Genomic DNA, 21,547 nt, shown 5'->3' on the forward strand with positions numbered 1-21,547 from the left:
GGTTCACTGCCCTTCTCGTACGCCGCGGGCGGCGTTCCTGCGTGCACGCATCCGCCGCAACAGGAGCGCCTGCGACACCGTGATCACCATCAGGATCAGCCCGTAGAAGAACGACGCGGCCGAGGCGAACCCCACGTTCGGCTGCACGTTGATCCCGGCGCCGCCGGCGGACAGTCCCCCGCCGAACGCCTCCTGGTAGATGTAGGTGTTGACGACGCTGGAGGAGTAGTACGGTCCACCGCCGGTGAGGACCTGGACGAGGTCGAAGACCTGGAGACTGCCGAGAGTCGCCAGGAAGAGGATCATCAACCCGACCTCGCGCAGCCCCGGCAGGGTGACGTGCCAGAACTTGCTCCACGCACCGGCACCGTCGAGCGACGCGGCTTCGTACAACTCCTCGGGGATGGACTGCAGGCCGGCCAGGAAGTAGACGAGGTTGTAGCCGAGGGTGTTCCAGATACCGATGGCGATGACCACCCACATCACGGTGTGCGGATCGCCAAGCCAGTCCACCTGGTGGTGCATCAGGTGGCCCTTGATCAGCCAGGCGTTGATGCTGTCACCGAAGTTGCTCAGCATCAGCTGGAAGACCACGGCGATGATCGCCGGAGACATCACCGCCGGAAGGAAGAACACCGAGCGGTAGAAGGTGGAGAAGCGCAGCTTCTTGTTGTTCAGCACCACCGCGAGCACCAGCGCCAGCAGGAGTTGCAACGGCACCAGCACCAGGGTGTACTGGAACGTGTGGCCGAAGGACCGCCAGAAAACGTGGTCGTGGATGACCTGGCGGAAGTTCGCGAGCCCTACGTAGTGGCTGGGCGAGCCCACGCCGTTCCACTGGAACAGCGTGTACACCAGCGATGCGCCGATCGGATACAGCGTGAACGCCGCCACCAGCAGCACGAACGGCGTCAGGTAGAGATAGGACCAGCGGCCGGCCTTGACCCGGGCGAGTAGCCCGGAGCCGGTGCGGCGCGCAGGCCGGACCGCGGCGCTTCGCGGACGGCCGGAGGCTGGTGGCGGTGGTCCGGTGCGAGGTGGTCTCACCAGGTGCTCGGTCACTTCGGGTACTCCGGGATGTCCCACTTGTAGGGCTTGGTGGGGTCCCAGTCGCTGAACACCCAGTCAGCGGCGCTGACCTTGAGGCCCTGCTTCTTCGCCTCCTGGATGCCCTGTTCCAGCGCGGACTGGCTGCGGTCGCCGAGCGACTTCAGCGCGCTGCTGACGTTCTTGATCTGGCCGCTGTAGACGCCGGCCACCACGGCGCCCAGGTCAGGCTGCACCGGGGGGACTACCACGCTGGAGGTGGCGGGGTTGCGGATCCACGGCTGCGGGCCGCCGATCGCGAGCTTGTCCAGCGCCACGAAGTCCGCGAACGGCTTGAAAGAGATCTTCGACGCGTCGTTCGCCTCCGGGTGGACCGACAGGTCCTCGTGGTACTTCTGCGTCCACCGCACACCGGCGTCCTTGCCGTACCACCAGGAGAACCATTCCCAGGCGGCGTCGGGATGTTTCGTATGCGCGTTGATGGCGAGCAGGGGACTACTGGCAGGCGTGGTGTAGAAATAGCCCTTTCTCGTCTCCTCGGGCCCGATGAGCGTGGTGATGCTGTAATCGGTGAATCCGTGCGAGGTCCACTCGGCTTCGTTCCACACGCCGCCGACCGTCATTCCGAACTTGCCGCGTTCGAAGTAGGCGCGGGCGATCTCGTCGGAGATACTCAGCGAATCCGGGTAGAAATACTCCTTTTTCTTCCAGCCCATGATCAGCTCGATCAGGTCGGCGTAGTTGCGGTCGGTGCCGTAGGTGTATTTTCCGGTGCGCATGTCGAGGCCGGTGGCGCCACCAGGGCTGCCGGCGGCGCGCACCAGGACGTCGAACCACCACGCGAACAGGTTGGTCGAGCCGTTGCCGAAGCCCAGCCCGTAGGTCTTCCCGCCACTCTTGGCCTTGATCGTGGCGGCCGCACGGCTCATGTCGTCCCAGGTCTTCGGCACCTGCACCGAGCCGTCGGGGTTGGTGAGGCCGGCGTCCCTGAAGACCTTGTTGTTGATGTAGAGCTGGTTGGCGGGGCCGCTGCCGGTGAAGGGCGCGGAGTAGATCTTGCCGTCGAAGACGTTCAGGCCCTCGACGAAGGAATAGGGCGGGAAGCTCCGGATCCACTCGGCGGTGGCGTACTTGTCCAGCGGTAGCAGCCAGCCCTTCTGCACCTGCTGGTTGATTGGCACGGTCTGCTTGGTGAGGAAGAAGGTGTCCGGGGCCCGGTTGCTGCGCTCGGCCAGGTTGAAGAGGTTGTCGTAACTGGCCTGGGCGTTCTTGGTGCGCTTCACGTGGATCGAGGGGTGCGCCCTGCCGAAGAGCGCCAGCTCGTTCTTCACCCACGGCTCCTGGGAGTCGTAGTAGTCCCAGTGCGTGATCGCGGTGCCGCCGCTACCACCCGACGAGGAGCTGCACGCGCTGAGTGCGCCGCCGAGTGCGGCCGCTCCGCCGAGCGCTGCGGCCGACCTGAGCAGGCCGCGCCGGCTGAGATGGGTTCTCGAAGGGTCCGAAGCGGACATCGTCTCTCCAGGCTTAATCGATTAATGCGATGGGCAGGAATCATCCCCGGCGGTCTGAAAAAACAGGGGGATTCTCGGTGACGCGCCCACCGCGGCGAACTCGGTGCATAGGGGTTGGCGGTTTCCGAGTACCGCATCGGCGCGTACGTGTGGCTCTCTCGGTCGACCTCACGGCCGCCTTGGCTTGTGTTACGGTGATGAAACACCTTAAAGCTTTAAGATGCAAGAGGCCGGACACAGTTGCCCGAACAGGCTCCGCACGGCCGCACCGAGTCGGACAGCACCACACACACCATCAGGAGCGTGCGGGACATGGGCACCAGGCGAGAGCCGAAACGAGCCACCATCACCGACATCGCGCGGCAGGCGCAGGTGTCCACGGCCACCGTTTCGTACGCGCTCAATGATCTACCCGGGGTGAGCAAGGAGACCCGGCGGCGCATCCTGGAGATCGCCGACCGGATGGGGTGGCGCCCCAACAGCTCAGCCCGAGCTCTGCACCGCTCACGCGTCGATGCGGTCGGCATCGTGCTTGTCGGTTCCAACCAGATCAAGGGGGCGCTGCCCGAGTTCCTGCTGCGCTTCCTGCCGGGCATCCAAGAAGAGCTAGCCGCCCGCGACATCCTGCTGATCATGCACAACGTCCCGGACCTGGCCACCGCCAACCGTACATACCAGAGCTGGCGCGACGAGCGCCGAGTGGACGGTGTGCTGGTGCTCAACCCCTACCAGGACGACCCACGGCTGCCCTTCCTGGAGCAGATCGGCCTGCCCGCCGTGATCATAGGCGACACCAGGGAGGTGTCGACGATCCCGTCGGTGTGGACCGACGACGAGGCGGCGATGAACCTCGCGGTCGAACACCTGGCCGCCCTCGGACATCGCCGGATCTGCCGGATCGGGGTCCGCTCGCAGTACCGGCACTCGCTCGCCCGCGAGCAGATGTTCCGCGACGCCATGCAACATGCTGGTCTGGCAGCGGACCTGATGGGCTATCACCACAAGTCCGACTCCGGCGAGGAGGACATCCTCTCCCGCTGGCTGCGCTCCAACGATCCGCCGACCGCGCTCATCCACGAAGACCCCACCCTCGCGGTGGAAGCCATGTTCGACCTCCAGCACCGCGGCATCGCGGTGCCCGACGACCTGTCCATCATCGGCTGGGACGACTCCGTACTGTCCGAGGTGGTCAGGCCGGCGATGACCACCCTGCACCGTGATCTCTTCCAGTACGGCATGGCCGCCGCCCGGCAGCTCGTGCTGCTGGTCGACGGCGAGGAGGCCGGCCATCTGCGGGGCACCACCACCGAGTTGCTGGTGCGCGGCAGCACCGCGGTGCCTCGGGCGTGAGGGGGCTCAGGGCTAGGGTGGAGACAGCCGACATCGTGCGGGTCGAGGCACCGACGGTCGAGCACCACCGCGAGCCGGTGGGCATCGGGGAGAGCAGGCCCCGCCTGAGCTGGCGGACCGTCACCGGGCAGCCGGGTTGGATGCAGGGCGGGTACGAGATCGAGGTCGTCGGCAGGGACCGAACGGTCGACTCCCGCACCCCGGTCTGCTCGGCCGGTCCCGACGGTACGCCCGTCCCGTCCGATGCGGTCGACCACGTCCTGCATCGCACGGGACGGATGCCGGGCGGACAGTCCGTGCTCGTGCCGTGGCCCGGGGCCCCGCTGCGCTCACGGGATCGGGTGGACGTGCGGGTACGCGTGTGGGGCTCCGCGGACGAGACGCCTTCGGCCTGGTCAGCGGCCACGACCGTCGAGACGGGCCTACTGGAGCGCGCCGACTGGAAGGCGTGCCCGATCACCCCCGACTGGAACGATCCCGCCGGGCCGCTTCCGGTAGCAATGCTGCGACGCGACTTCACCCTCCACTCCCCCGCCGTCTCCGCCCGGCTGTACGCCACGGCATACGGGGTGTACGAGATGGAACTCAACGGCGAGCCGGTCGGCGATCACGTTCTCGCACCCGGCTGGACCTCCTACCACCACCGGCTGCGCTACCAGACCTACAACGTCACCGCCCTGCTACGTCCCGGCCGGAACACGATCGGCGCGCTCCTCGGCGAGGGCTGGTACACCGGGCGGCTCGGCTTCGGCGGCGGCGTCCGCAACCGCTACGGCACCAGGCGTGCCCTTCTCGCCCAACTGGAGGTCCGGCACCTCGACGGCAGCACGACGTTCGTCGGCACGGACCGCCAATGGCGCACAGCCGAGGGGCCGTTGCTCCGCTCGGAGCTGTACGACGGCGAAACGTACGACGCGCGGCTCGAACGCCCAGGGTGGTCACTACCCGGGCACGACCTGGCGGGCTGGCAACGCGTGCAAGACCTCCCCTTGCCCACGGCCGAGTTGGTCGCCCCCACCGGACCGCCGGTACGCCGGACCGAGATCGTGCGGCCGGTGGAAGTACTGCGCACCCCGGCCGGCCGCACCGTGCTGGACTTCGGCTGCAACCTCGTCGGGCGGCTGCGGGTACGCGTGTCGGGCCCGGCCGGGCACACCGTCACGCTGCGCCACGCGGAAGTCCTGGAGAACGGTGAACCCGCCTACCGCCCGCTGCGGCAAGCCGCTGCCACCGACAGGTACACACTGCGCGGCGGCAGCGAGACATACGAACCCCGGTTCACCTTCCACGGCTTCCGCTACGCCGAGATCGAGGGCTGGCCGGGCCCGTTGGACCCCGCCGACATCGAGGCCGTCGTGCTGCACACCGACATGCGGCGGACCGGATGGTTCTCCTGCTCCGCCCCGCTCGTCACCCGACTGCACGACAACGTGGTGCGCGGCATGCGCGGCAACTTCCTCGATATCCCCACGGACTGCCCGCAGCGCGACGAACGCCTCGGCTGGACCGGCGACATCCAGGTCTTCGGGCCCACCGCGAGCTTCCTGTACGACTGCTCCGGAATGCTCACCGGCTGGCTCCGCGACCTGGCCGCCGAGCAGTTCGCCCGGCCCGACCGGGTGCCGCCGCTGGTCGTGCCGGAGGCGCTGCCGCCGGGGTTCGGGGTCGGGGAGATGTACGCCGTGTGGGGCGATGTGGCCGTGCTGCTGCCGTGGACGCTGTACACGCGTTTCGGCGACAAGGAGCTGCTGCGGGCGCAGTACCCGAGCATGACCGCGTGGGTCGACAAGGTTGCGACTCTTGCCGAGCAGGGCGGCGGCCTGTGGCGGCAGGACTTCCAGTTCGGCGACTGGCTCGACCCAGCCGCCCCCGCCGACGAGCCGGGATCGTCCCGGACCGACGGGGACCTGGTCGCGAACGCCTACCTGGTGCGATCCGCCGACGTACTCGCCGACGTCGCGGACCTGCTGGGCAAGCGGCAGGACGCGGATGCCTACCGGATGCTGGCCGACCGGGTCAGGGACTCGTTCTGCGCCGAGTTCGCCACCGCGAACGGGCGGCTGTCCAGCGACACCCAGACCGCGTACGCACTCGCAGTGCGCTTCGCCCTGCTACCCGACGTCCGCAGGAAGGAGAGTACGGGCCGCCGACTGGCCGAGATCGTCCGGGCGTCGGGCTTCCGGATCGCCACCGGCTTCGCCGGCACCCCTCTGATCTGCGACGCGCTGTGCGACATCGGTGAACCCGACCTCGCCTATCGCATGCTGCTGGAGCGCGGCTGCCCGTCCTGGCTCTACCCGGTCACGATGGGGGCCACCACGGTATGGGAACGGTGGGACTCGATACTGCCCGACGGAACTATCAACCCGGGCGAGATGACCTCGTTCAACCACTACGCCCTGGGCGCCGTCGCCGACTGGATGCACCGCACGGTTGCCGGGCTCGCCGCGGCCGCTCCCGGCTGGCGGCGCATCCGTATCGCCCCCATCCCCGGCGCCGGACTCACCTGGGCCCGCGCCGCCCACGAGACGCCGTACGGCAGGGCAGAGGCCGACTGGCGACTCGACGGCGGCACCCTCACCGTCACGGCACTGATACCGCCGAACACCCGGGCCCAGGTCCACCTCCCCGATGGTCAGCCGCCCTTCTACGTCGGGCCGGGCCGCCACGAGTTCACCCTCCTCCACTCCCCCATGCCATGAGGTGAGCGGTATCCCACGTCCAGGTCGTCAGAGAGAACTCCACCCGCGCTGCGCGGACTCGTCCCCGTCGAGCGACTGTGCGCCCGGGCACCACCGCCTGGCGAACTCGTGCACGGTAAGCGGTGAGACGTCGCGAACTTCGGTGCGCCCCGGCTTCACATGTGCCATGTCGGGTTCGGGTCCGCGCTCTGCTGGTGGGCCAGCAGGCCGGCGATGGCTTGGAGGGTGCCGCCCATACGCTCGCGGCGGCCGTGATGGCGGGCCGGGGCTCGCCAGTTCCTCAGATGGGCGATGCCGTGCTCGGCACGGATACGTCGTGATGAGTGCGCCTTGCGCTGGCCCTCGTGGATCTCCTCGTACCGGTCCGGGGCGCTCTTCTTGCACGTGCGGTGCGGGGGGGTGGTCAGCTCTTGGCCGACGGGCCTGTAGTCGAGATCCTGGCTGATGCCGACTACAGGGACTGGGCGCCCAGGCCGGTGGCCGGGTGGTGACAGCCTGCTCGCCGCGGCCGCGGCTACTGGAGCCTCGGCCGAGGCACGCCGCGCCCAGCCCGCACCCGCACAGTCGGAGCGCTCCTCGGTTCCTTCGCGATCGCCTTCGCCCTCAACTCACCACTGGGCGCGAACGCCGCCGACACGGCGGTACCGCACCTGGACCTGCTGCTGAGCAACTGCTCCTCGCTGACGGCCGCGCACCTCACCCTCGCCGTGTGCGTCCACCTCACCGTCGAACCCGCGCAGGCACGACGCCTGGTCCGGATCAACCTGGCCCTCCTCGCCGCCACAGTCCTCGGGATGACCACGCTGTTCACCTACCGGCAGACGGTCCACGACTCCCCGCAGGCGTACGCGCTCTACGTGCTGCTGTACATCTCCTACCTCAGCTACGCCATCATCGGCTTCGCGCAGCAGACGCTGCGGCAGTCGGCAACCGCGCGCCGCAGCAGCGTCCGACTCGGCCTGGGCCTGGCCACCGGCAGCTGCGCCTTCGCCCTGATGTACACCGCGTACAAGCTGAGCGTCGTGGCCTCCCTGGGCCTTGGCCTGAACGCCATCCCGGACAACACCGGATGCTCATCACTGGTCACCGCGCCGTGCTTCTTCGGCATGACATGCCCGCTGCTCTCGATGCTGCTTCTCTGCATCGGACTGACGCTGCCCGCCGTGGCCTACCCGATCAGCCAGGCCCGCCGCCGCCACTGGGAGGAGCGCTCCCTCGCCGCGCTCGGCCCGCTGTGGAACGACCTGACCACCGCGATGCCACACATCGTCCTGCACCACGACCGATGCCCCGCAGCCGAACCGGACTTCAGGCTCCAGCGCCGCGTGGTCGAGATCAACGACGCCCTCCTCGCCCTCCGCCCCTACTGCTCCCAGCAGGCCCTGGTGAGCGCCCAACGCGCCGCTGACGTCGATGCGTACGAGCGAGACGCGCTCGTCGAGGCCGCTGCCGTGAACGCGGCACTCACCGCGATGCGCGCCGGCCACCTCGCCCAAGACGTCGAACAGCCGCGGGTCGACACAGTGCCCCGCGAAGACCTCCGCGAAGACACCGAGTGGCTCGTCCGCGTCGCCGCCGCCTACACACGCCTCGGCATCCATGTCCGCGACGACGCTCCGCCAGAGCCGGCCGGAGTCTGACGGCGAAGTCCGATTCGCCCGTGCGCTCGGCGACCTCATCCAGGGAAGAGGTTCACGAGGTCGACGCGGACGACAGCCAGGAGCGGGCGGACGCGGATGACGAACCACTGGGAGCGGCCGGGATGGGGTCCAGGGCATCGGGCCTACTACTGGATGCTGGCCTTCCCGGCAGCGCCCGACCTGGTGGTGCGCTCTCCGGTGGTCGTAGTGATCGCCCACTGCCGTACCGAGCCGGTGGTGGCGTCGGGCTCTTTGGCGGGTAAAGCAGTGGGCGCGGGGACCGCGGGGTTCATCGTGCGGGTGTCCTGTTCGTGGTCGTTCGGCGAAATCGGGTGGCAGCGTGGAGCACACGGCGGACAGCGGTTGCCGTACCTGGCCGCGCGGAAGGCCAATCCGGTGTTCCACTTCGCCGAAGCCCTGTGGTACCTGGCGGGGCGGCGGGACCTGCTCTACTCGGCAGTCGATCTACGGTCGGACATGACCGTGGGCGAGTGGCTGGACAGCTGGCTGAACGCGAAGAAGACCCGCCGTACGACAACGCGGGGATACGCCTCGCACATCGAGAACCACCTGAAGCCCCGCATCGGCCACATACGCCTGGACCGACTGAACGTCGGCCACATCCAGGAGATGTTCGACGCCATCAAAGACCACAACGAAGTGATCCTCGCCGAGAACTCGGCACGCCGGGCACAGGTGGCACGGTGCACCCCTGGCAAGCCGGGCGCGCCGACCGCGGGAGAGCGCACGCGCCTCGCGGCCAAGCGAGCGGCACTCGCCAAGATGCCGCCGTACCGCCTGGTCACGGGAGCAGCGACACGACAGCGCATCCGCTCCACACTTCGAGCCGCGCTGAACGCGGCCATCGCGCGCCAGCTGATCATCTTCAACGCGGCGGAACACGTCGAGTTGGACTCCGGCAGGCGACCCAAGCCACTGCTGTGGACGGATGAACGCGTCCGCAGGTGGCAGGAGACCGGCGAAATACCAGGGCGGGTGATGGTCTGGATGCCGCCTCAGCTGGGTGTCTTCCTGGACGAGGCAGCGGACGACCGCCTCTACGCGGCCTTCCATCTCATCGCGTTCCGCGGCCTCCGCCGGGGGGAAGCGGTCGGCCAGGAGTGGGTCGACATCGACCTGGAGGCGGGTCTGCTGACGCCGGCGAAGGAGATCGTCCAGGACGGGTGGACTCCGTACGAGTCGGCGCCCAAAACCGACGGGAGCGCTTCACCCATCCACATCGACAGCCTGACCGTGCGGGTGCTGCGTCTGCACCGCGCCCGCCAGCGCAAAGAACGCCTCAGCTGGGGAAGGTCCTGGCAGAACTCGGGCAAGGTCTTCACGCAGGAGGACGGGAGCCCTCTCCACCCGGAGATGCTGTCCGACGCCTTCCGACGCGTCCGGAGGGCCACCAACCTGCCGCCGATCAATCTCCGCGACCTCCGCCACGTGGCGGCCACGCTCGCTCACGCGGGAGGCGGAGACCTCCACACGATCAAGGAGATGCTGCGGCACTCCACGATCACGCTCACCTCGGACACGTACACGAGCCTGCTGCCCGAGGTTGACCGCGCGGTGGCCGAGAGGGCCGCCAGGATCGTGCCGCGCGCTCGGCCGATCGGGGGAGGCGGCGCCCCCGGGCTCACACCGGGCTCACAGGGCCTTCCAGCCACCCCCAAGGGCTCGCCCGGAACCGCTAGGGAAACCGCGTTTCCCCAGGTGGAAGCCGCTGGGAGCGGGGTGCCGCGGGGTGGGGCGGGTGGGACTCGAACCCACGACCGACGGATTATGAGTCCGCTGCTCTAACCGGCTGAGCTACCGCCCCGTACGGCGTGCCGTGCACGCCGTCTGCCGCAGCATAGCCGCTCATACGATCTGTCGCCCTCGCGGGTGTACGGACAGGTCGTCAGGTGGACGCGGCGCGGCCCGAACTGACGGCGCGGCGTGGCCGGGAGACGAAAAAGGACCCCGGAGGGTCCTGATCCTGCGCTCCCCCGACTGGACTCGAACCAGTAACCTGCCGGTTAACAGCCGGCTGCTCTGCCAATTGAGCTACAGGGGACCAGCTCCCCCGACTGGACTCGAACCAGTAACCTGCCGGTTAACAGCCGGCTGCTCTGCCAATTGAGCTACAGGGGATCGCACTGTGTGCGCCGAATGCACCCACAGGGACCTCCCGGCGGGCGCACGCTCGGTGCGACACATACATTAGCGCAAGCAGGGGGGTGCTCCGCCAACCGCTTGCAGGGGGTTGCACCCCGCGACGCAGGGTAAGGCGCCTAGAGACCGGCAGAACCTGAGTGAGGAAGGGTGGAGCCATGCGCTACCGGCTGACGTTCATCACGGGAGCCCTGGTCGGTTTCGTGCTCGGGGCCCGCGCCGGGCGGGAGCGGTACGAGCAGATCCGCGAGGCCGCCCGCAAGGTCGCGCAGAACCCCGCGGTGCGCAACACCGCCGAGTCCGCCATGCAGCAGGGCCGCACCGCGGCGGGCCGGGCGAAGGAGACGGTGACCGCCAAGGTCGGTGACCGGATGCCCGACGCCCTGGCCGGGAAGATCCGCGCCAGCCGCAACGGCCACGGCCCCGACAGCGAGTGGGGCACCTCGAACACCTGACCCGTACCGCCCCCGGCCCGCCACCCCGCCCGGTGCCGAGGGCGGACCCCCGCGCGGCGCGCCCCCGCCGTACGGCATCATTCGCCCATGGGGAAAGTCGCCGGCATAGACAGCTCGTCCACGGGCACCACCATCGTCGTGTGCGACACGGACACCGGGGCGGTGCTGCGGCAGGGCCACGCCCCGCACCCCCTCGACGACGGCGAGAAGCCCACCGAGATCGATCCGCAGGCGTGGCTGCTGTCGCTGGGCGAGGCGGCCGGCGGCGGCGTGCTGGAGGGCGTGCAGGCGATCGGCATCGCCGGCCAGCAGCACGGCCTGCTGGCGCTGGACGCCGGCGGTGTCACCGTGCGCCCGGCGCTGCTGCGCGGCGACAAGCGGGCCCAGGTGCAGGCGGCGGACCTGGTGGAGGAGCTGGGCGGCCCGGCCGGCTGGGCCGAGGCGGTCGGCGCGGTGCCGCAGGCGTCGTTCCCGGTGGCGAAGCTGCGCTGGCTGGCCCAGCACGAACCGGCCGCCGCCCAGCGCGTCGCCGAGGTGCTGCTCCCGCACGACTGGCTGGTCTGGCAGCTGCTCGGCCGCCCGGACCGCCGCACCACCGACCGCGGCGACGTCTCCGGCACCGGCTACTGGTCGGCGGCCACCGGCGAGTACCGCCCGGACCTGGTGGAGCGCGCGCTCGGCCACAGCGCCCGGCTGCCCGACGTGCTCGCCCCCGCCGAGCCGGCCGGGCAGACCCCCGAGGGCCTGCTGATCTCCGCCGGCACCGGCGACGCGATGGCCGCCGCGCTGGGCCTGGGCCTGGGCCCCGGCGACGCGGTGGTCTCGCTCGGCGCCGGCGGCACCGTCTTCGCGGTGCACACCGCGGCCCTGCCGGACCCGACCGGCACTATCACCTCGTACGCCGACGCGACCGGCCACCACCTGCCGCTGCTCCAGGTCCGCAACGCGGTCCGGACCCTGCGCGGCACCGCCGAACTGCTCGGCACCGACCTGCCGGGCCTGTCCGAGCGGGCGCTGACCTCGACGCCGGGCTCCTACGGGCTGGTGCTGCTGCCGTACCTGGAGGGCGAGCGCACCCCCGACCTGCCGCACACCGCGGGCACCCTCAGCGGGCTGCGGCGGGACTCGATGAAGCCCGAGCACCTGGCGCGGGCGGCGTTCGAGGGGATGCTGTGCGCGCTCGCCGACGCGCTGGACGTGCTGCGCGGCAAGGGCGTCGAGGTGCGCCGGGTGTTCCTGCTGGGCCCGGCGGCCGAGCTGCCCGCGGTGCAGCGGATCGCGCCGCCGCTGTTCGGCGCGCCGGTGGTGGTGCCGCAGGCCGGGGAGTACGCCGCGCTGGGCGCCGCCAGGCAGGCCGCGTGGTCGTTGGGCGCGGTGCTCGGGTCGCGGACGCAGAGCGAGCCGCCGCCGTGGGCGCTGGAGGGCGCCCGGCACTTCGAGCCGGGCGAGGACGCGGCCGTGGGCACCGCGGTCCGCCAGCAGTACACGTCGGTGCGCGAGCACACGCACCCGGGCGCCTTCGACGCGCTGCGCTGAGCCCGCGGGGACGGCGACACCCGGGGCGGACGGCAGCATCCGGGGCGGTACCCCTGGCGGGGTGGGCACGAAAGCCGCCGGGGGCCGGGGGCGGAAAAGCCGTTCCCCCGCCTGGGAACGGACTGCGGGGGAACGGCGCTGCGGCGACCGGGACGGCGCCGCCATATCGATGTCTTCCGAACCCGGAAAACGTGGCTACACGCTTGCGGCGACGGCCTGCGCGCTCTCCGCGAGCTCGCCCTCGGCCGCCTCTCCCGCCGGCGGCTCCTCCTTCGGCACGGCCGGCACGCTGAGCCCGGGAACCGTCAGGTCCGGAATCTCCCCGGCGACGTCCAGCGCCGACTGGATCGACTCGGCCAGGGTCTCCGTCACCGCGTCGTCGAAGTCGATCCGAGTGACGGAGACGGCGGAATTGGTCGGAAGCGTGTCGGCGAGAAAAACGGCGCTGCCGCCGCCGGCCTGCTTGAACGTGACTGATTCCTCGTCGGTGATCTCCCGGCTGAGAATCAGTGAGAATTTGTGCCCCACTGTGCGTCACCTCTTCATCGTCGCGACTTTATGAGAAACGCTAGCCGGAGCTTCCGCGCGCACGCAATGCTCAGCAGGTCCGCCCGAGCGCCGGCGAACAGCGGGCGGGATCGCGACCGCCCACGGACCGGCGCGGGCAGGGAAGTCGGGTCCGTTCAGCCGCGCGATCGGCCCGCTGCCGTTCAACTGCCGCGGCCCCCTCGGTTGAGCGGCCGCACCGCACGTCGCAGGTCCGGAGCGGGGCGGGTGGGCCTGGACCCACCGCGGACGGGGTGTAGCGGGATGTCCCGCGGCGGGCGGCGGCGATAGGTTCGGCCTGCCGACCGGGCGGACCCGGCCCCGCCGGTGACGGGAGCAGCCATGGACGCCGGCGGTGGGAACCGGGCGCGGCAGGCGGGTCGCGCGGCCGGTGGCCGGTGGCCGCCGACCGCCCGCCCAGACCTGACGCGGCCTCAGGCGCCGCGCGCCACCGGCGAAAAGGTGGGTGCAGGCCCACCCGGTCCGGGGCGTAACAGGATTACGCCGGAACCGCGCCGCCGGTACGTTCTCGATATCGCCGGAACTTCACAGGCTGAGCGCGCAGCGGAAGTCGGCGGGAAGACATGGTCGGCGGAGCGCGGAAAACTCGGAGGAAACCCCCAATGACGGCTGTGGTTGAGGTGCGGAACCTGCACAAGGAGTACGGGGACACGGTCGCGGTCGACGACGTCTCCTTCTCCATCGAGGAAGGCGAGATCTTCGGAATTCTCGGTCCGAACGGCGCCGGCAAGACCACGACCGTGGAATGCGTGGAAGGGCTGCGGCAGCGCGACCGCGGCGAGGTCACGGTGCTCGGGTTCGACCCGCAGGTGGAGCGCGCCGAGATCACCCGCCAGCTCGGCGTCCAGTTGCAGGACGGCCAACTGCCGGACCGGATGCGGGTGGCGGAGGCGCTGTCGCTGTACAGCTCCTTCTACAGCAACCCCCGGGACTGGCAGGAGCTGATGGACGCGCTGAGCCTGACCGGCAAGGCGAAGACGCCGTACAGCAAGCTGTCGGGCGGTCAGAAGCAGCGGCTGTCGGTGGCGCTGGCGCTGGTCGGCAACCCGAAGGTGGCGGTGCTCGACGAGTTGACCACGGGGCTGGACCCGGCGGCGCGGCACGAGACCTGGGAGCTGATCGAGACCGTCCGGGCCAGCGGCGTCAGCATCCTGCTGGTCACCCACTTCATGGAGGAGGCCGAGCGGCTGTGCGACCGGATCGCCCTGATCGACAAGGGGCGGGTCGCGGCCATCGACACCCCCTCGGGACTGATCTCCCGGGTCGAGTCGGAGCAGCGCATCCACTTCCGGCCGTCCACCTCCTTCGACGACAGCCTCCTCACCCGGCTGCCCGACGTGACCTCGGTGGCCCGCCAGGGTGAGTACGTGGTGGTCACCGGCAACAACAACTCCCTCAACGTCGTCACCTCGGCGTTGGCGGACGCGAAGGTCGAGCCGATGAACCTGCGCGTCGAACAGGCCACGCTGGAGAACGCGTTCCTCGCCCTGACGCAGAACGACCACCACTCGAAGTAGCCCGGCGCAGTAAGAGATCCCGAGGAGACCCGTCGTGTCGACCACCACCGCCAGCACCGCGATGGCCAGTGCCACCAGAACCGCCCCGCGCCGCAACGCGCTGTGGCAGCTGACCGCCATAGAACTGAAGCTGCTCGTCCGCGAGCGTATGCGCCTGGTCTTCGGGGTCGCCCTGCCGCTGATCCTGCTGGTCATCTTCGGCGCCATCCCGTCCTTCAACAAGGCCAGCGACACCTTCCACGGCGAGACGACGCTCGATGTGTACGTGCCGATCCTCGTCGCGTTCTCGGGTGCGCTGCTGGCTCTGACCGGGCTGCCGCAGACCCTGGCGGACTACCGCGAGCGCGGGGTGCTGCGCCGGCTGCGCACCACCCCGGCCGGGCCGTCGCGGGTGCTGGCGGCCCAGCTGATCGTGAACCTCGGCATCGCGCTGGTCACCGCGGTCGTGCTGCTGGTGGTGGGGCGGCTGGGGTACGGCGTGCCGTTGCCGAAGCAGGTCGGCGGATTCGTGCTGGCGGTCGTCCTGACCTACCTCGCGCTGATGGGGATCGGGCTGTTCATCGCGTCGGTGGCGCCCTCCGCGAAGACCGCGCAGAACGCCGGCCAGATCCTCTTCTACCCGATGATGTTCTTCGCCGGGTTGTGGATGCCGATCGCGGCGATGCCCAAGGCGCTCCAGCACCTCAGCCACGCCATGCCGCTGGGCGCGGCCGTGCAGGCGCTCCAGGACGCCTCGCAGGGCGACTGGCCGCACGGGATGCAGATCCTCACCCTGGTGGCGTGGGCGGTGGTGCTGCTGGGCGCCTCGGCCAAGCTGTTCCGGTGGGAGTGACGCGCAGGCAGGTCCGGCCGGCACTGCGGTGACAGGCGGGGCGCAGGCGGTGACATGGCGTGAAAAAAGGGTCCGCAGCACCCTCGTGGCGGGCGGCGTCGTGGGTCACACTGGGGTCCCGGTGCCGAGCCCTCTTTTGAGCCCGACGACGCGCTCACCGCGGAGGTCGCTTCCGTGCGGACAGACGCCCAGGTCCAGGTCACGCCCGACGAGCCGGTGCCCCCTGCCCTCGACGAGCCGGTGGTGCCCGATCCCGTCGGCGAGCTGCCCGGCCGCCGTACGGACGCCGCGGCCGGGCCGTCGGCCGACCTGTTCCGGCAGTACCTGCGGGAGATCGGCCGTATCCCGCTGCTGAGCGCCGCGGACGAGGTCGAGTTGGCGCGGCGGGTCGAGGCGGGGCTGTTCGCGGAGGAGCGGCTGGCGGCCTTCCCGGACCTGGACTCGCAGCTCGCGGTCGACCTCGACCGGCTGGTGGTCATGGGCCGGATGGCCAAGCGGCGGCTGATCGAGGCGAACCTGCGGCTGGTGGTGTCGGTGGGCAAGCGCTACATCGGCCGCGGTCTGACCATGCTCGACCTGGTGCAGGAGGGCAACGTCGGCCTGATCCGCGCGGTCGAGAAGTTCGACTACGCGCGCGGCTACAAGTTCTCCACGTACGCGACCTGGTGGATACGCCAGGCGATGTCCCGGGCGCTGGCCGACCAGGCCCGGACGATCCGGGTGCCGGTGCACGTGGTGGAGCTGATCAACCGGGTGGTGCGGGTGCAGCGCGCGCTGGTCCAGGAGCGCGGCTGCGAGCCGACGTTGGAGGAGGTCGCCGACCACCTGGGGCTGCCCGCGTCGCGGGTCGCCGAGGTGCTGCGGCTGGCCCAGGAACCGGTCTCGCTGCACGCGCCCGTCGGCGAGGAGGACATCGCCTTCGGCGACCTCATCGAGGACCGCGACGCCGCCTCCCCCGTCGAGTCCGCCGCCTTCCTGCTGCTGCGCGAGCACCTCGAAGCGGTGCTGTCCACCCTCGCTGACCGCGAACGCGAGGTCGTCCAGCTCCGCTACGGCCTCACCGACGGCCGCCCCCGCACCCTGGAGGAGATCGGCGAGATCTTCGGCGTCACCCGCGAACGCATCCGCCAGATCGAGTCCAAGACCCTCACCAAGCTCCGCGACCACACCTACACCGCCCACCTCCGCGGCTACCTCGACTGAGGCGGCCGCGGGGCGGGGCTCCCGGGTACGGGGCTCCCGGGTGCGGGGTCAGTCGACTTCGGCGACGGCTTGGGCGAACTGGGCGGAGTACAGGCGGGCGTAGGCGCCGTCGGCGGCGAGGAGCTGGTCGTGGGTGCCCTGTTCGACGATGGCACCGGACTCCATGACGAGGATGACGTCGGCGTCGCGGATCGTGGAGAGCCGGTGGGCGATGACGAAGCTGGTCCGGCCGTGGCTGAGTTTGGCCATCGCGCGCTGGATGAGGACCTCGGTGCGGGTGTCGACGGAGCTGGTCGCCTCGTCCAGGACGAGGATCACCGGGTCGGACAGGAACGCCCGGGCGATGGTGATGAGCTGCTTCTCGCCGGCGCTGACGCCGGTCCCCTCGTCGTCGATGACGGTGTCGTAGCCGTCGGGCAGGGTGCGGATGAAGCGGTCGGCGTGCGCGGCGCGGGCGGCCTCCTCGATCTGCTCGCGGGTCGCGTCCTGGTGGCCGTATCCGATGTTCTCCGCGATGGTCCCGCCGAACAGCCAGGTGTCCTGGAGCACCATGCCGATCGCGGCGCGCAGCTCCTGCCGGGACATCGCGGCGATGTCGGTGCCGTCCAGGGTGATCCGGCCGCCGGAGACCTCGTAGAAGCGCATCAGCAGGTTCACCAGGGTGGTCTTGCCCGCGCCGGTCGGCCCGACGATCGCCACCGTCTGGCCGGGCTCGACGGCCAGCGACAGGCCGTCGATCAGCGGCTGGTCCGGCAGGTAGCGGAAGTCGACGTCCTCCAGCGTGACCCGGCCGCGCAGCTGCTGCGGGCGGGCGGGGTGCGCAGGCTCGTCGGACTGCTCCTCGGCGTCGAGGAGTTCGAAAACCCGCTCGGCGGAGGCCACCCCGGACTGGATCAGGTTCGCCATGCTCGCGACCTGCGTGAGCGGCTGGCTGAACTGCCGCGAGTACTGGATGAACGCCTGCACGTCGCCGATGGACAGCGTGCCCGAGGCGACCCGCAGACCGCCGATCACCGCCACCAGCACGTAGTTGAGGTTGCCGATGAACATCATCAGCGGCTGGATCGTGCCGGAGATGAACTGCGCCCGGAAACCGGAGCGGAACAGCGCCTCGTTCTCCGCCTCGAAGACCGCCGCGGACTCCTCCGCCCGGCCGAAGACCTTCACCAGGGAGTGCCCGGTGTACATCTCCTCGATGTGCGCGTTCAGCTTGCCGGTGGTCTTCCACTGCTGCACGAACTGCGGCTGCGCCCGCTTGCCGACCACGGTCGCCACCAGCAGGGTCACCGGGACCGTGACGAGCGCGACCAGCGCCAGCAGCCAGGAGATCCAGAACATCATCGCCAGCACGCCGACGATGGTCAGCAGCGAGTTCACCAGCTGGCCCATGGTCTGCTGCATGGTCTGGCCGATGTTGTCGATGTCGTTGGTGACCCGGCTGAGCACCTCGCCGCGCGGCTGCTGGTCGAAGTACGACAGCGGCAGCCGGGACAGCTTGGCCTCGCAGTCGCGGCGCAGCCGGTAGATCGCGCGGTTGATCACCTTCGTCGCGGTGCGCATCTGGACCACGCTGAGCACCGCCGCGCCGAGGTACACCGCCAGTACGACCAGCAGCACGGTGCCGATCGCGCCGAAGTCCATGCCCTTGCCGGGGGTGAAGTCGATGCCGGACATCACGTCGGCGAGCTTGCCGTTGCCGTGTGCCCGCAGGTCCGCCAGGACCTGCTCCCGGCTGCCGCCGCCGGTCTGCCGGCCGATCACCCCGGCGAAGATCAGGTCGGTCGCGCGGCCGAGGATGCGCGGCCCGGACACCGTCAGCGCGACGCTCACCACGCCGACCGCCAGCACGAGGCACAACCACAGCCGGTCCGGGCGCATCAGCCCGATCACCCGCTTGAGCGAGCCCTTGAAGTCCATCGACCGCTCGACGGGTCCGCCGCCCATGAACCGGGCCGGCCCCGCCGCCGGGGCCGGTCCGCGCTGCGCCGGCGCCTTCTTCAGCCGGTCCCCGCCCCCGCCGCTCATGCCCCCGCCGCTCACGCCGCCTCCTGCTCGGTGAGCTGCGACAGCACGATCTCCCGGTAGGTCGGGTTGTCCCGCATCAGCTCGCTGTGGGTACCGGTGCCGACCACGCGGCCCTCGTCGAGGACCACGATCCGGTCCGCGTCACGGATCGTGGACACCCGCTGGGCCACGATCACCACCGTCGCCTCCGCGGTCTCCGCCGCCAGCGCCTGCCGCAGCGCCGCGTCCGTGGCGTAGTCCAGTGCCGAGAAGGAGTCGTCGAAGAGGTAGATCTCCGGGCGCCGCACCAGGCAGCGGGCGATCGCCAGCCGCTGCCGCTGCCCGCCGGAGACATTGCTGCCGCCCTGCGCGATCGGCGCTTCCAGCCCGCCTTCGAGCTTCCGGACGAAGTCCTCGGCCTGCGCGACCCGCAGCGCGTGCCACAGCTCCTCGTCGGTGGCGTCCGGCCGGCCGTAGCGCAGGTTGCTCGCCACCGTCCCGGAGAACAGGTACGGCTTCTGCGGCACCAGCCCGACCGTCTCGGCCAGCAGCGCCGGGTCGAGCGCGGCGACGTCCTCCCCGTCGACCAGTACCCGGCCCGCGGTCGCGTCGTACAGCCGCGGGATCAGCCCGAGCAGGGTGGACTTGCCGCTGCCGGTGGAGCCGATCACCGCGGTGACCTGCCCGGGCCTGGCCTCCAGGTCGATACCGACCAGCACCGCGGCCTCGGCGCCGGGATACGCGAACGTGGCGCCGCGCAGCTCCAGATGGCCGTGCCGGCGCAGCGAGGTGACCGGCGCGGCCGGCAGCACCACGCTGGAGTCGGTGCCGAGCACCTCCTCGATGCGGTCGGCGCACACCTCGGCCCGCGGCAGCATCATGAACATGAAGGTGGCCATCATCACCGACATCAGGATCTGCATCAGGTAGGTGAGGAACGCGGTCAGCGCGCCGATCTGCATGCCGCCGCTGTTGATCCGGTGCGCGCCGAACCAGAGCACGGCCACGCTGGAGAGGTTCACGATCGCCATCACGGTCGGGAAGGTCAGGGCCATCAGCCGGCCGGTGGCCAGCGACACCGCGGTCAACTCGTCGTTGGCGGAGCCGAACCGGTCCTTCTCGTATCCGTCCTTGACGAAGGCGCGGATCACCCGGATGCCGGTGATCTGCTCGCGCAGTACCCGGTTCACCGCGTCGACCCGCCCCTGCATGGTGCGGAACAGCGGCCGCATCTTCCGCACGATCAGGGCCGAGGTGATGCCCAGCAGCGGCACCACGACGAGGAACAGCGAGGACAGCGGCACGTCCTGGTCGAGGCCCATGATGATGCCGCCCACGCACATGATCGGGGCGGGCACCATCAGGGTGCAGCTCATCAGCACCAGCATCTGGACCTGCTGGACGTCGTTGGTGGTGCGGGTGATCAGCGACGGCGCGCCGAACTGGCCGACCTCGCGGGCGGAGAAGCGCTGCACCTGGGTGAAGACGGACCGGCGCAGGTCGCGTCCGACCGACATCGCGGTGCGCGCGCCGAAGAAGACCGCGCCGATCGCGCACGCGATCTGCACCACGGTCACCCCGAGCATCGCCCCGCCCATCCCGAGGATGTAGCCGGTGTCGCCCTTGACCACGCCGTTGTCGATGATGTCGGCGTTGAGGGTCGGCAGGTACAGCGCCCCGATGGTGGACAGCAGTTGGAGGAAGACCAGCAGCACGATGGGGCGTCTGTACGGTCTGAGGTGGGATCTCAGGAGTCTGATCAGCACGGGCGGGTACCTCGGGTTGCCTCGGGCAGGGCACGGGTGGGGACGCTCAACAGGACGCGGCGGGCCGTCCGGAGGTTGAGCGGGGGCCGGCCGCAGCGTCGCCGTGCGGCCGGCCCCGCCCTCAAGTGTCCCCCCGGCGCCCCGTCCGGGCAGGCGGGTTCCGTTTCCGGTGCGGTCAGTCGGGGTTCACGATCCGCGCCCGCCGGTTCAGCTCCTGGGCGAACCCTTCCCAGATCTGCGAATTGCGCCGGGACAGTTCGATGATGAGTTCGATGCAGTGCAAAGGCACCGAGGCGCAGATGTCGTTCATCTCGTTGGCCCCGACCACGTTCTCCCGGAACATCCGCAACAGCCGCCGTCCCAGCTCGCTCTGGCGCAGCGACGGGTCGCGCATGAGTTTTTCGAGCGTGGCGGCGGTGGGCGGGTTGGCCACCATGGGGTCCGGGTCGGCCGGTGCGGGGCGCGCGCTGCCCTCCTCGGCCCTGGTCCGGCCGCGTTGGCTGGGTACGGGCTCGTCGCCGCGCTCCAGCCGGCGGCGGACGTCCAGCGCCGTGGCCGGTGAGATGCCCGCCGACCGGGCCACCTGACGCAGTGACGCCTTCGGGTTGTCCCTGATCAGCTCGGCGACCCGCAGCCTGCCCTGCGCCGCGTCCAGCGGCCGGACCTTCCCGTCCCGGCCGATGCGGAAGTCCGACTGCGGCACCGAGTCGGACGAGCGCCGCAGTTCCGCGACCGTACGGGCGCCCAGGCCGGTCGACTTGGCGATGACCCGGTCGGCCATCGTGGGGTGCGACTTGAGGATGCGCAGCGCGGCGGCCGTGCGGTCGGCCTGCGACAGCGGAAGTCCGTGCGTGACGTTTGCCTCGACCGCAATGAGGAAAGCCTCTTCACGGCTGCCGTCGAAGAATTTGACGTCGATGTACTTATGGCCCTTGAGGGAGGCCGCCATGAGACGATGGATACCGTCGATGACCCGCATCGTTCTTCGGTCGACCAATATCGGCGGCAGTGGGCCGTCTATGGCCGCCAATTGCAGTACGTGGCCTTTGTCCTCACCTTTCAGGCGCGGTGAGTCCCCGGGCAGAATCTGCATGATCGGGACGGAAACGATCTCCGGTCCGTCATCTCCCCGTTCTCCCCGTTCTCCCCGGACGGCGACCACAGCGGCCACCGCTCTGCTTGTCTCAGCGAGACCTACCATTGCCTCCCCCTGACAACTCGTGCTTGCCATGCGCAGCCAAAAGCCTCCAGACGCCG

14 protein-coding genes, 3 tRNA genes and 2 pseudogenes are annotated in these 21,547 nt (G+C 70.1%); 9 read left to right on the forward strand and 10 right to left on the reverse strand.

The window, feature by feature from the left end:
• Nucleotides 1-3: 3 nt before the first annotated feature.
• Together AC3ERT_RS08160 and AC3ERT_RS08165 are read right to left on the reverse strand one after the other, a co-directional pair.
• On the reverse strand, nt 4-1,047 hold the full coding sequence (locus tag AC3ERT_RS08160) for a carbohydrate ABC transporter permease (RefSeq protein WP_435173426.1): 1,044 nt from the start codon (nt 1,045-1,047) through the stop codon (nt 4-6).
• Nucleotides 1,048-1,058: 11 nt separating this feature from the next.
• On the reverse strand, nt 1,059-2,558 hold the full coding sequence (locus tag AC3ERT_RS08165; protein ID WP_435173427.1) for an ABC transporter substrate-binding protein: 1,500 nt from the start codon (nt 2,556-2,558) through the stop codon (nt 1,059-1,061).
• Between the two features lie 312 nt (nt 2,559-2,870).
• On the opposite strand from AC3ERT_RS08165, the gene AC3ERT_RS08170 reads away from it, so the two are divergent.
• The 3 genes and pseudogenes from AC3ERT_RS08170 to AC3ERT_RS08180 all read left to right on the forward strand — a co-directional run.
• Nucleotides 2,871-3,908: a LacI family DNA-binding transcriptional regulator gene (locus tag AC3ERT_RS08170; RefSeq protein WP_435126750.1), complete on the forward strand. Its 1,038-nt coding sequence runs from the start codon at nt 2,871-2,873 to the stop codon at nt 3,906-3,908.
• Nucleotides 3,909-3,925: 17 nt separating this feature from the next.
• Nucleotides 3,926-6,610, forward strand: coding sequence for a family 78 glycoside hydrolase catalytic domain (locus AC3ERT_RS08175; protein ID WP_435173428.1), 2,685 nt, complete (start codon nt 3,926-3,928; stop codon nt 6,608-6,610).
• Between the two features lie 542 nt (nt 6,611-7,152).
• Nucleotides 7,153-8,250 (forward strand): annotated as a pseudogene (locus AC3ERT_RS08180) (MAB_1171c family putative transporter); the annotation flags it as partial.
• Between the two features lie 146 nt (nt 8,251-8,396).
• Here AC3ERT_RS08180 and AC3ERT_RS08185 read toward each other — a convergent pair.
• Complete coding sequence (locus tag AC3ERT_RS08185) at nt 8,397-8,543, reverse strand: hypothetical protein (RefSeq protein WP_435126756.1); 147 nt, start codon at nt 8,541-8,543, stop codon at nt 8,397-8,399.
• Nucleotides 8,544-8,715: 172 nt separating this feature from the next.
• Here AC3ERT_RS08185 and AC3ERT_RS08190 point away from each other — a divergent pair.
• A pseudogene (locus AC3ERT_RS08190) lies at nt 8,716-9,867 on the forward strand (tyrosine-type recombinase/integrase); the annotation flags it as partial.
• A gap of 134 nt (nt 9,868-10,001) precedes the next feature.
• On the opposite strand, the gene AC3ERT_RS08195 reads toward AC3ERT_RS08190, so the two are convergent.
• The 3 genes from AC3ERT_RS08195 to AC3ERT_RS08205 form a co-directional block, all read right to left on the reverse strand.
• Nucleotides 10,002-10,075 (reverse strand) — tRNA-Ile (locus tag AC3ERT_RS08195).
• A 164-nt stretch (nt 10,076-10,239) separates the two neighbouring features.
• Nucleotides 10,240-10,312: transfer RNA gene (locus AC3ERT_RS08200), tRNA-Asn, on the reverse strand.
• 4 nt (nt 10,313-10,316) lie between these two features.
• Nucleotides 10,317-10,389: transfer RNA gene (locus tag AC3ERT_RS08205), tRNA-Asn, on the reverse strand.
• 179 nt (nt 10,390-10,568) lie between these two features.
• On the opposite strand from AC3ERT_RS08205, the gene AC3ERT_RS08210 reads away from it, so the two are divergent.
• Nucleotides 10,569-10,865: a YtxH domain-containing protein gene (locus AC3ERT_RS08210; protein WP_335984224.1), complete on the forward strand. Its 297-nt coding sequence runs from the start codon at nt 10,569-10,571 to the stop codon at nt 10,863-10,865.
• Nucleotides 10,866-10,952: 87 nt separating this feature from the next.
• Complete coding sequence (locus AC3ERT_RS08215; protein WP_435173429.1) at nt 10,953-12,401, forward strand: FGGY family carbohydrate kinase; 1,449 nt, start codon at nt 10,953-10,955, stop codon at nt 12,399-12,401.
• 195 nt (nt 12,402-12,596) lie between these two features.
• Here the strand turns inward: AC3ERT_RS08215 and AC3ERT_RS08220 are convergent, their stop codons facing one another.
• Entirely contained in the window at nt 12,597-12,929 is a 333-nt protein-coding gene (locus AC3ERT_RS08220) for a hypothetical protein (RefSeq protein ID WP_335984226.1), read from the reverse strand.
• 641 nt (nt 12,930-13,570) lie between these two features.
• Here AC3ERT_RS08220 and AC3ERT_RS08225 point away from each other — a divergent pair.
• The 3 genes from AC3ERT_RS08225 to AC3ERT_RS08235 all read left to right on the forward strand — a co-directional run bounded on the left by AC3ERT_RS08225 (nt 13,571) and on the right by AC3ERT_RS08235 (nt 16,520).
• Complete coding sequence (locus AC3ERT_RS08225) at nt 13,571-14,485, forward strand: ABC transporter ATP-binding protein (RefSeq protein ID WP_335984227.1); 915 nt, start codon at nt 13,571-13,573, stop codon at nt 14,483-14,485.
• 34 nt (nt 14,486-14,519) lie between these two features.
• The gene (locus tag AC3ERT_RS08230) at nt 14,520-15,317 is read left to right on the forward strand and encodes an ABC transporter permease (RefSeq protein WP_335984228.1); all 798 of its coding nucleotides are present in this window, start codon (nt 14,520-14,522) and stop codon (nt 15,315-15,317) included.
• Nucleotides 15,318-15,491: 174 nt separating this feature from the next.
• Nucleotides 15,492-16,520 carry an RNA polymerase sigma factor gene (locus AC3ERT_RS08235; RefSeq protein ID WP_335984231.1) on the forward strand — a complete coding sequence of 343 codons (1,029 nt, stop codon included), beginning with the start codon at nt 15,492-15,494 and terminating at the stop codon, nt 16,518-16,520.
• Between the two features lie 48 nt (nt 16,521-16,568).
• Here AC3ERT_RS08235 and AC3ERT_RS08240 read toward each other — a convergent pair whose 3' ends face one another.
• From AC3ERT_RS08240 to AC3ERT_RS08250, 3 genes are all read right to left on the reverse strand, one after another.
• The gene (locus AC3ERT_RS08240) at nt 16,569-18,545 is read right to left on the reverse strand and encodes an ABC transporter ATP-binding protein (RefSeq protein ID WP_435126808.1); all 1,977 of its coding nucleotides are present in this window, start codon (nt 18,543-18,545) and stop codon (nt 16,569-16,571) included.
• Between the two features lie 11 nt (nt 18,546-18,556).
• Nucleotides 18,557-20,290 (reverse strand): ABC transporter ATP-binding protein, encoded by a 1,734-nt coding sequence (locus AC3ERT_RS08245; protein ID WP_435126761.1) that lies wholly within the window; start codon nt 20,288-20,290, stop codon nt 18,557-18,559.
• Nucleotides 20,291-20,465: 175 nt separating this feature from the next.
• A complete protein-coding gene (locus tag AC3ERT_RS08250) occupies nt 20,466-21,383 on the reverse strand; it encodes a ParB/RepB/Spo0J family partition protein (RefSeq protein WP_435173430.1) in 918 nt (305 codons plus the stop codon).
• Between the last annotated feature and the right edge of the window lie 164 nt (nt 21,384-21,547).

This window comes from Actinacidiphila sp. bgisy145 (assembly GCF_057708125.1).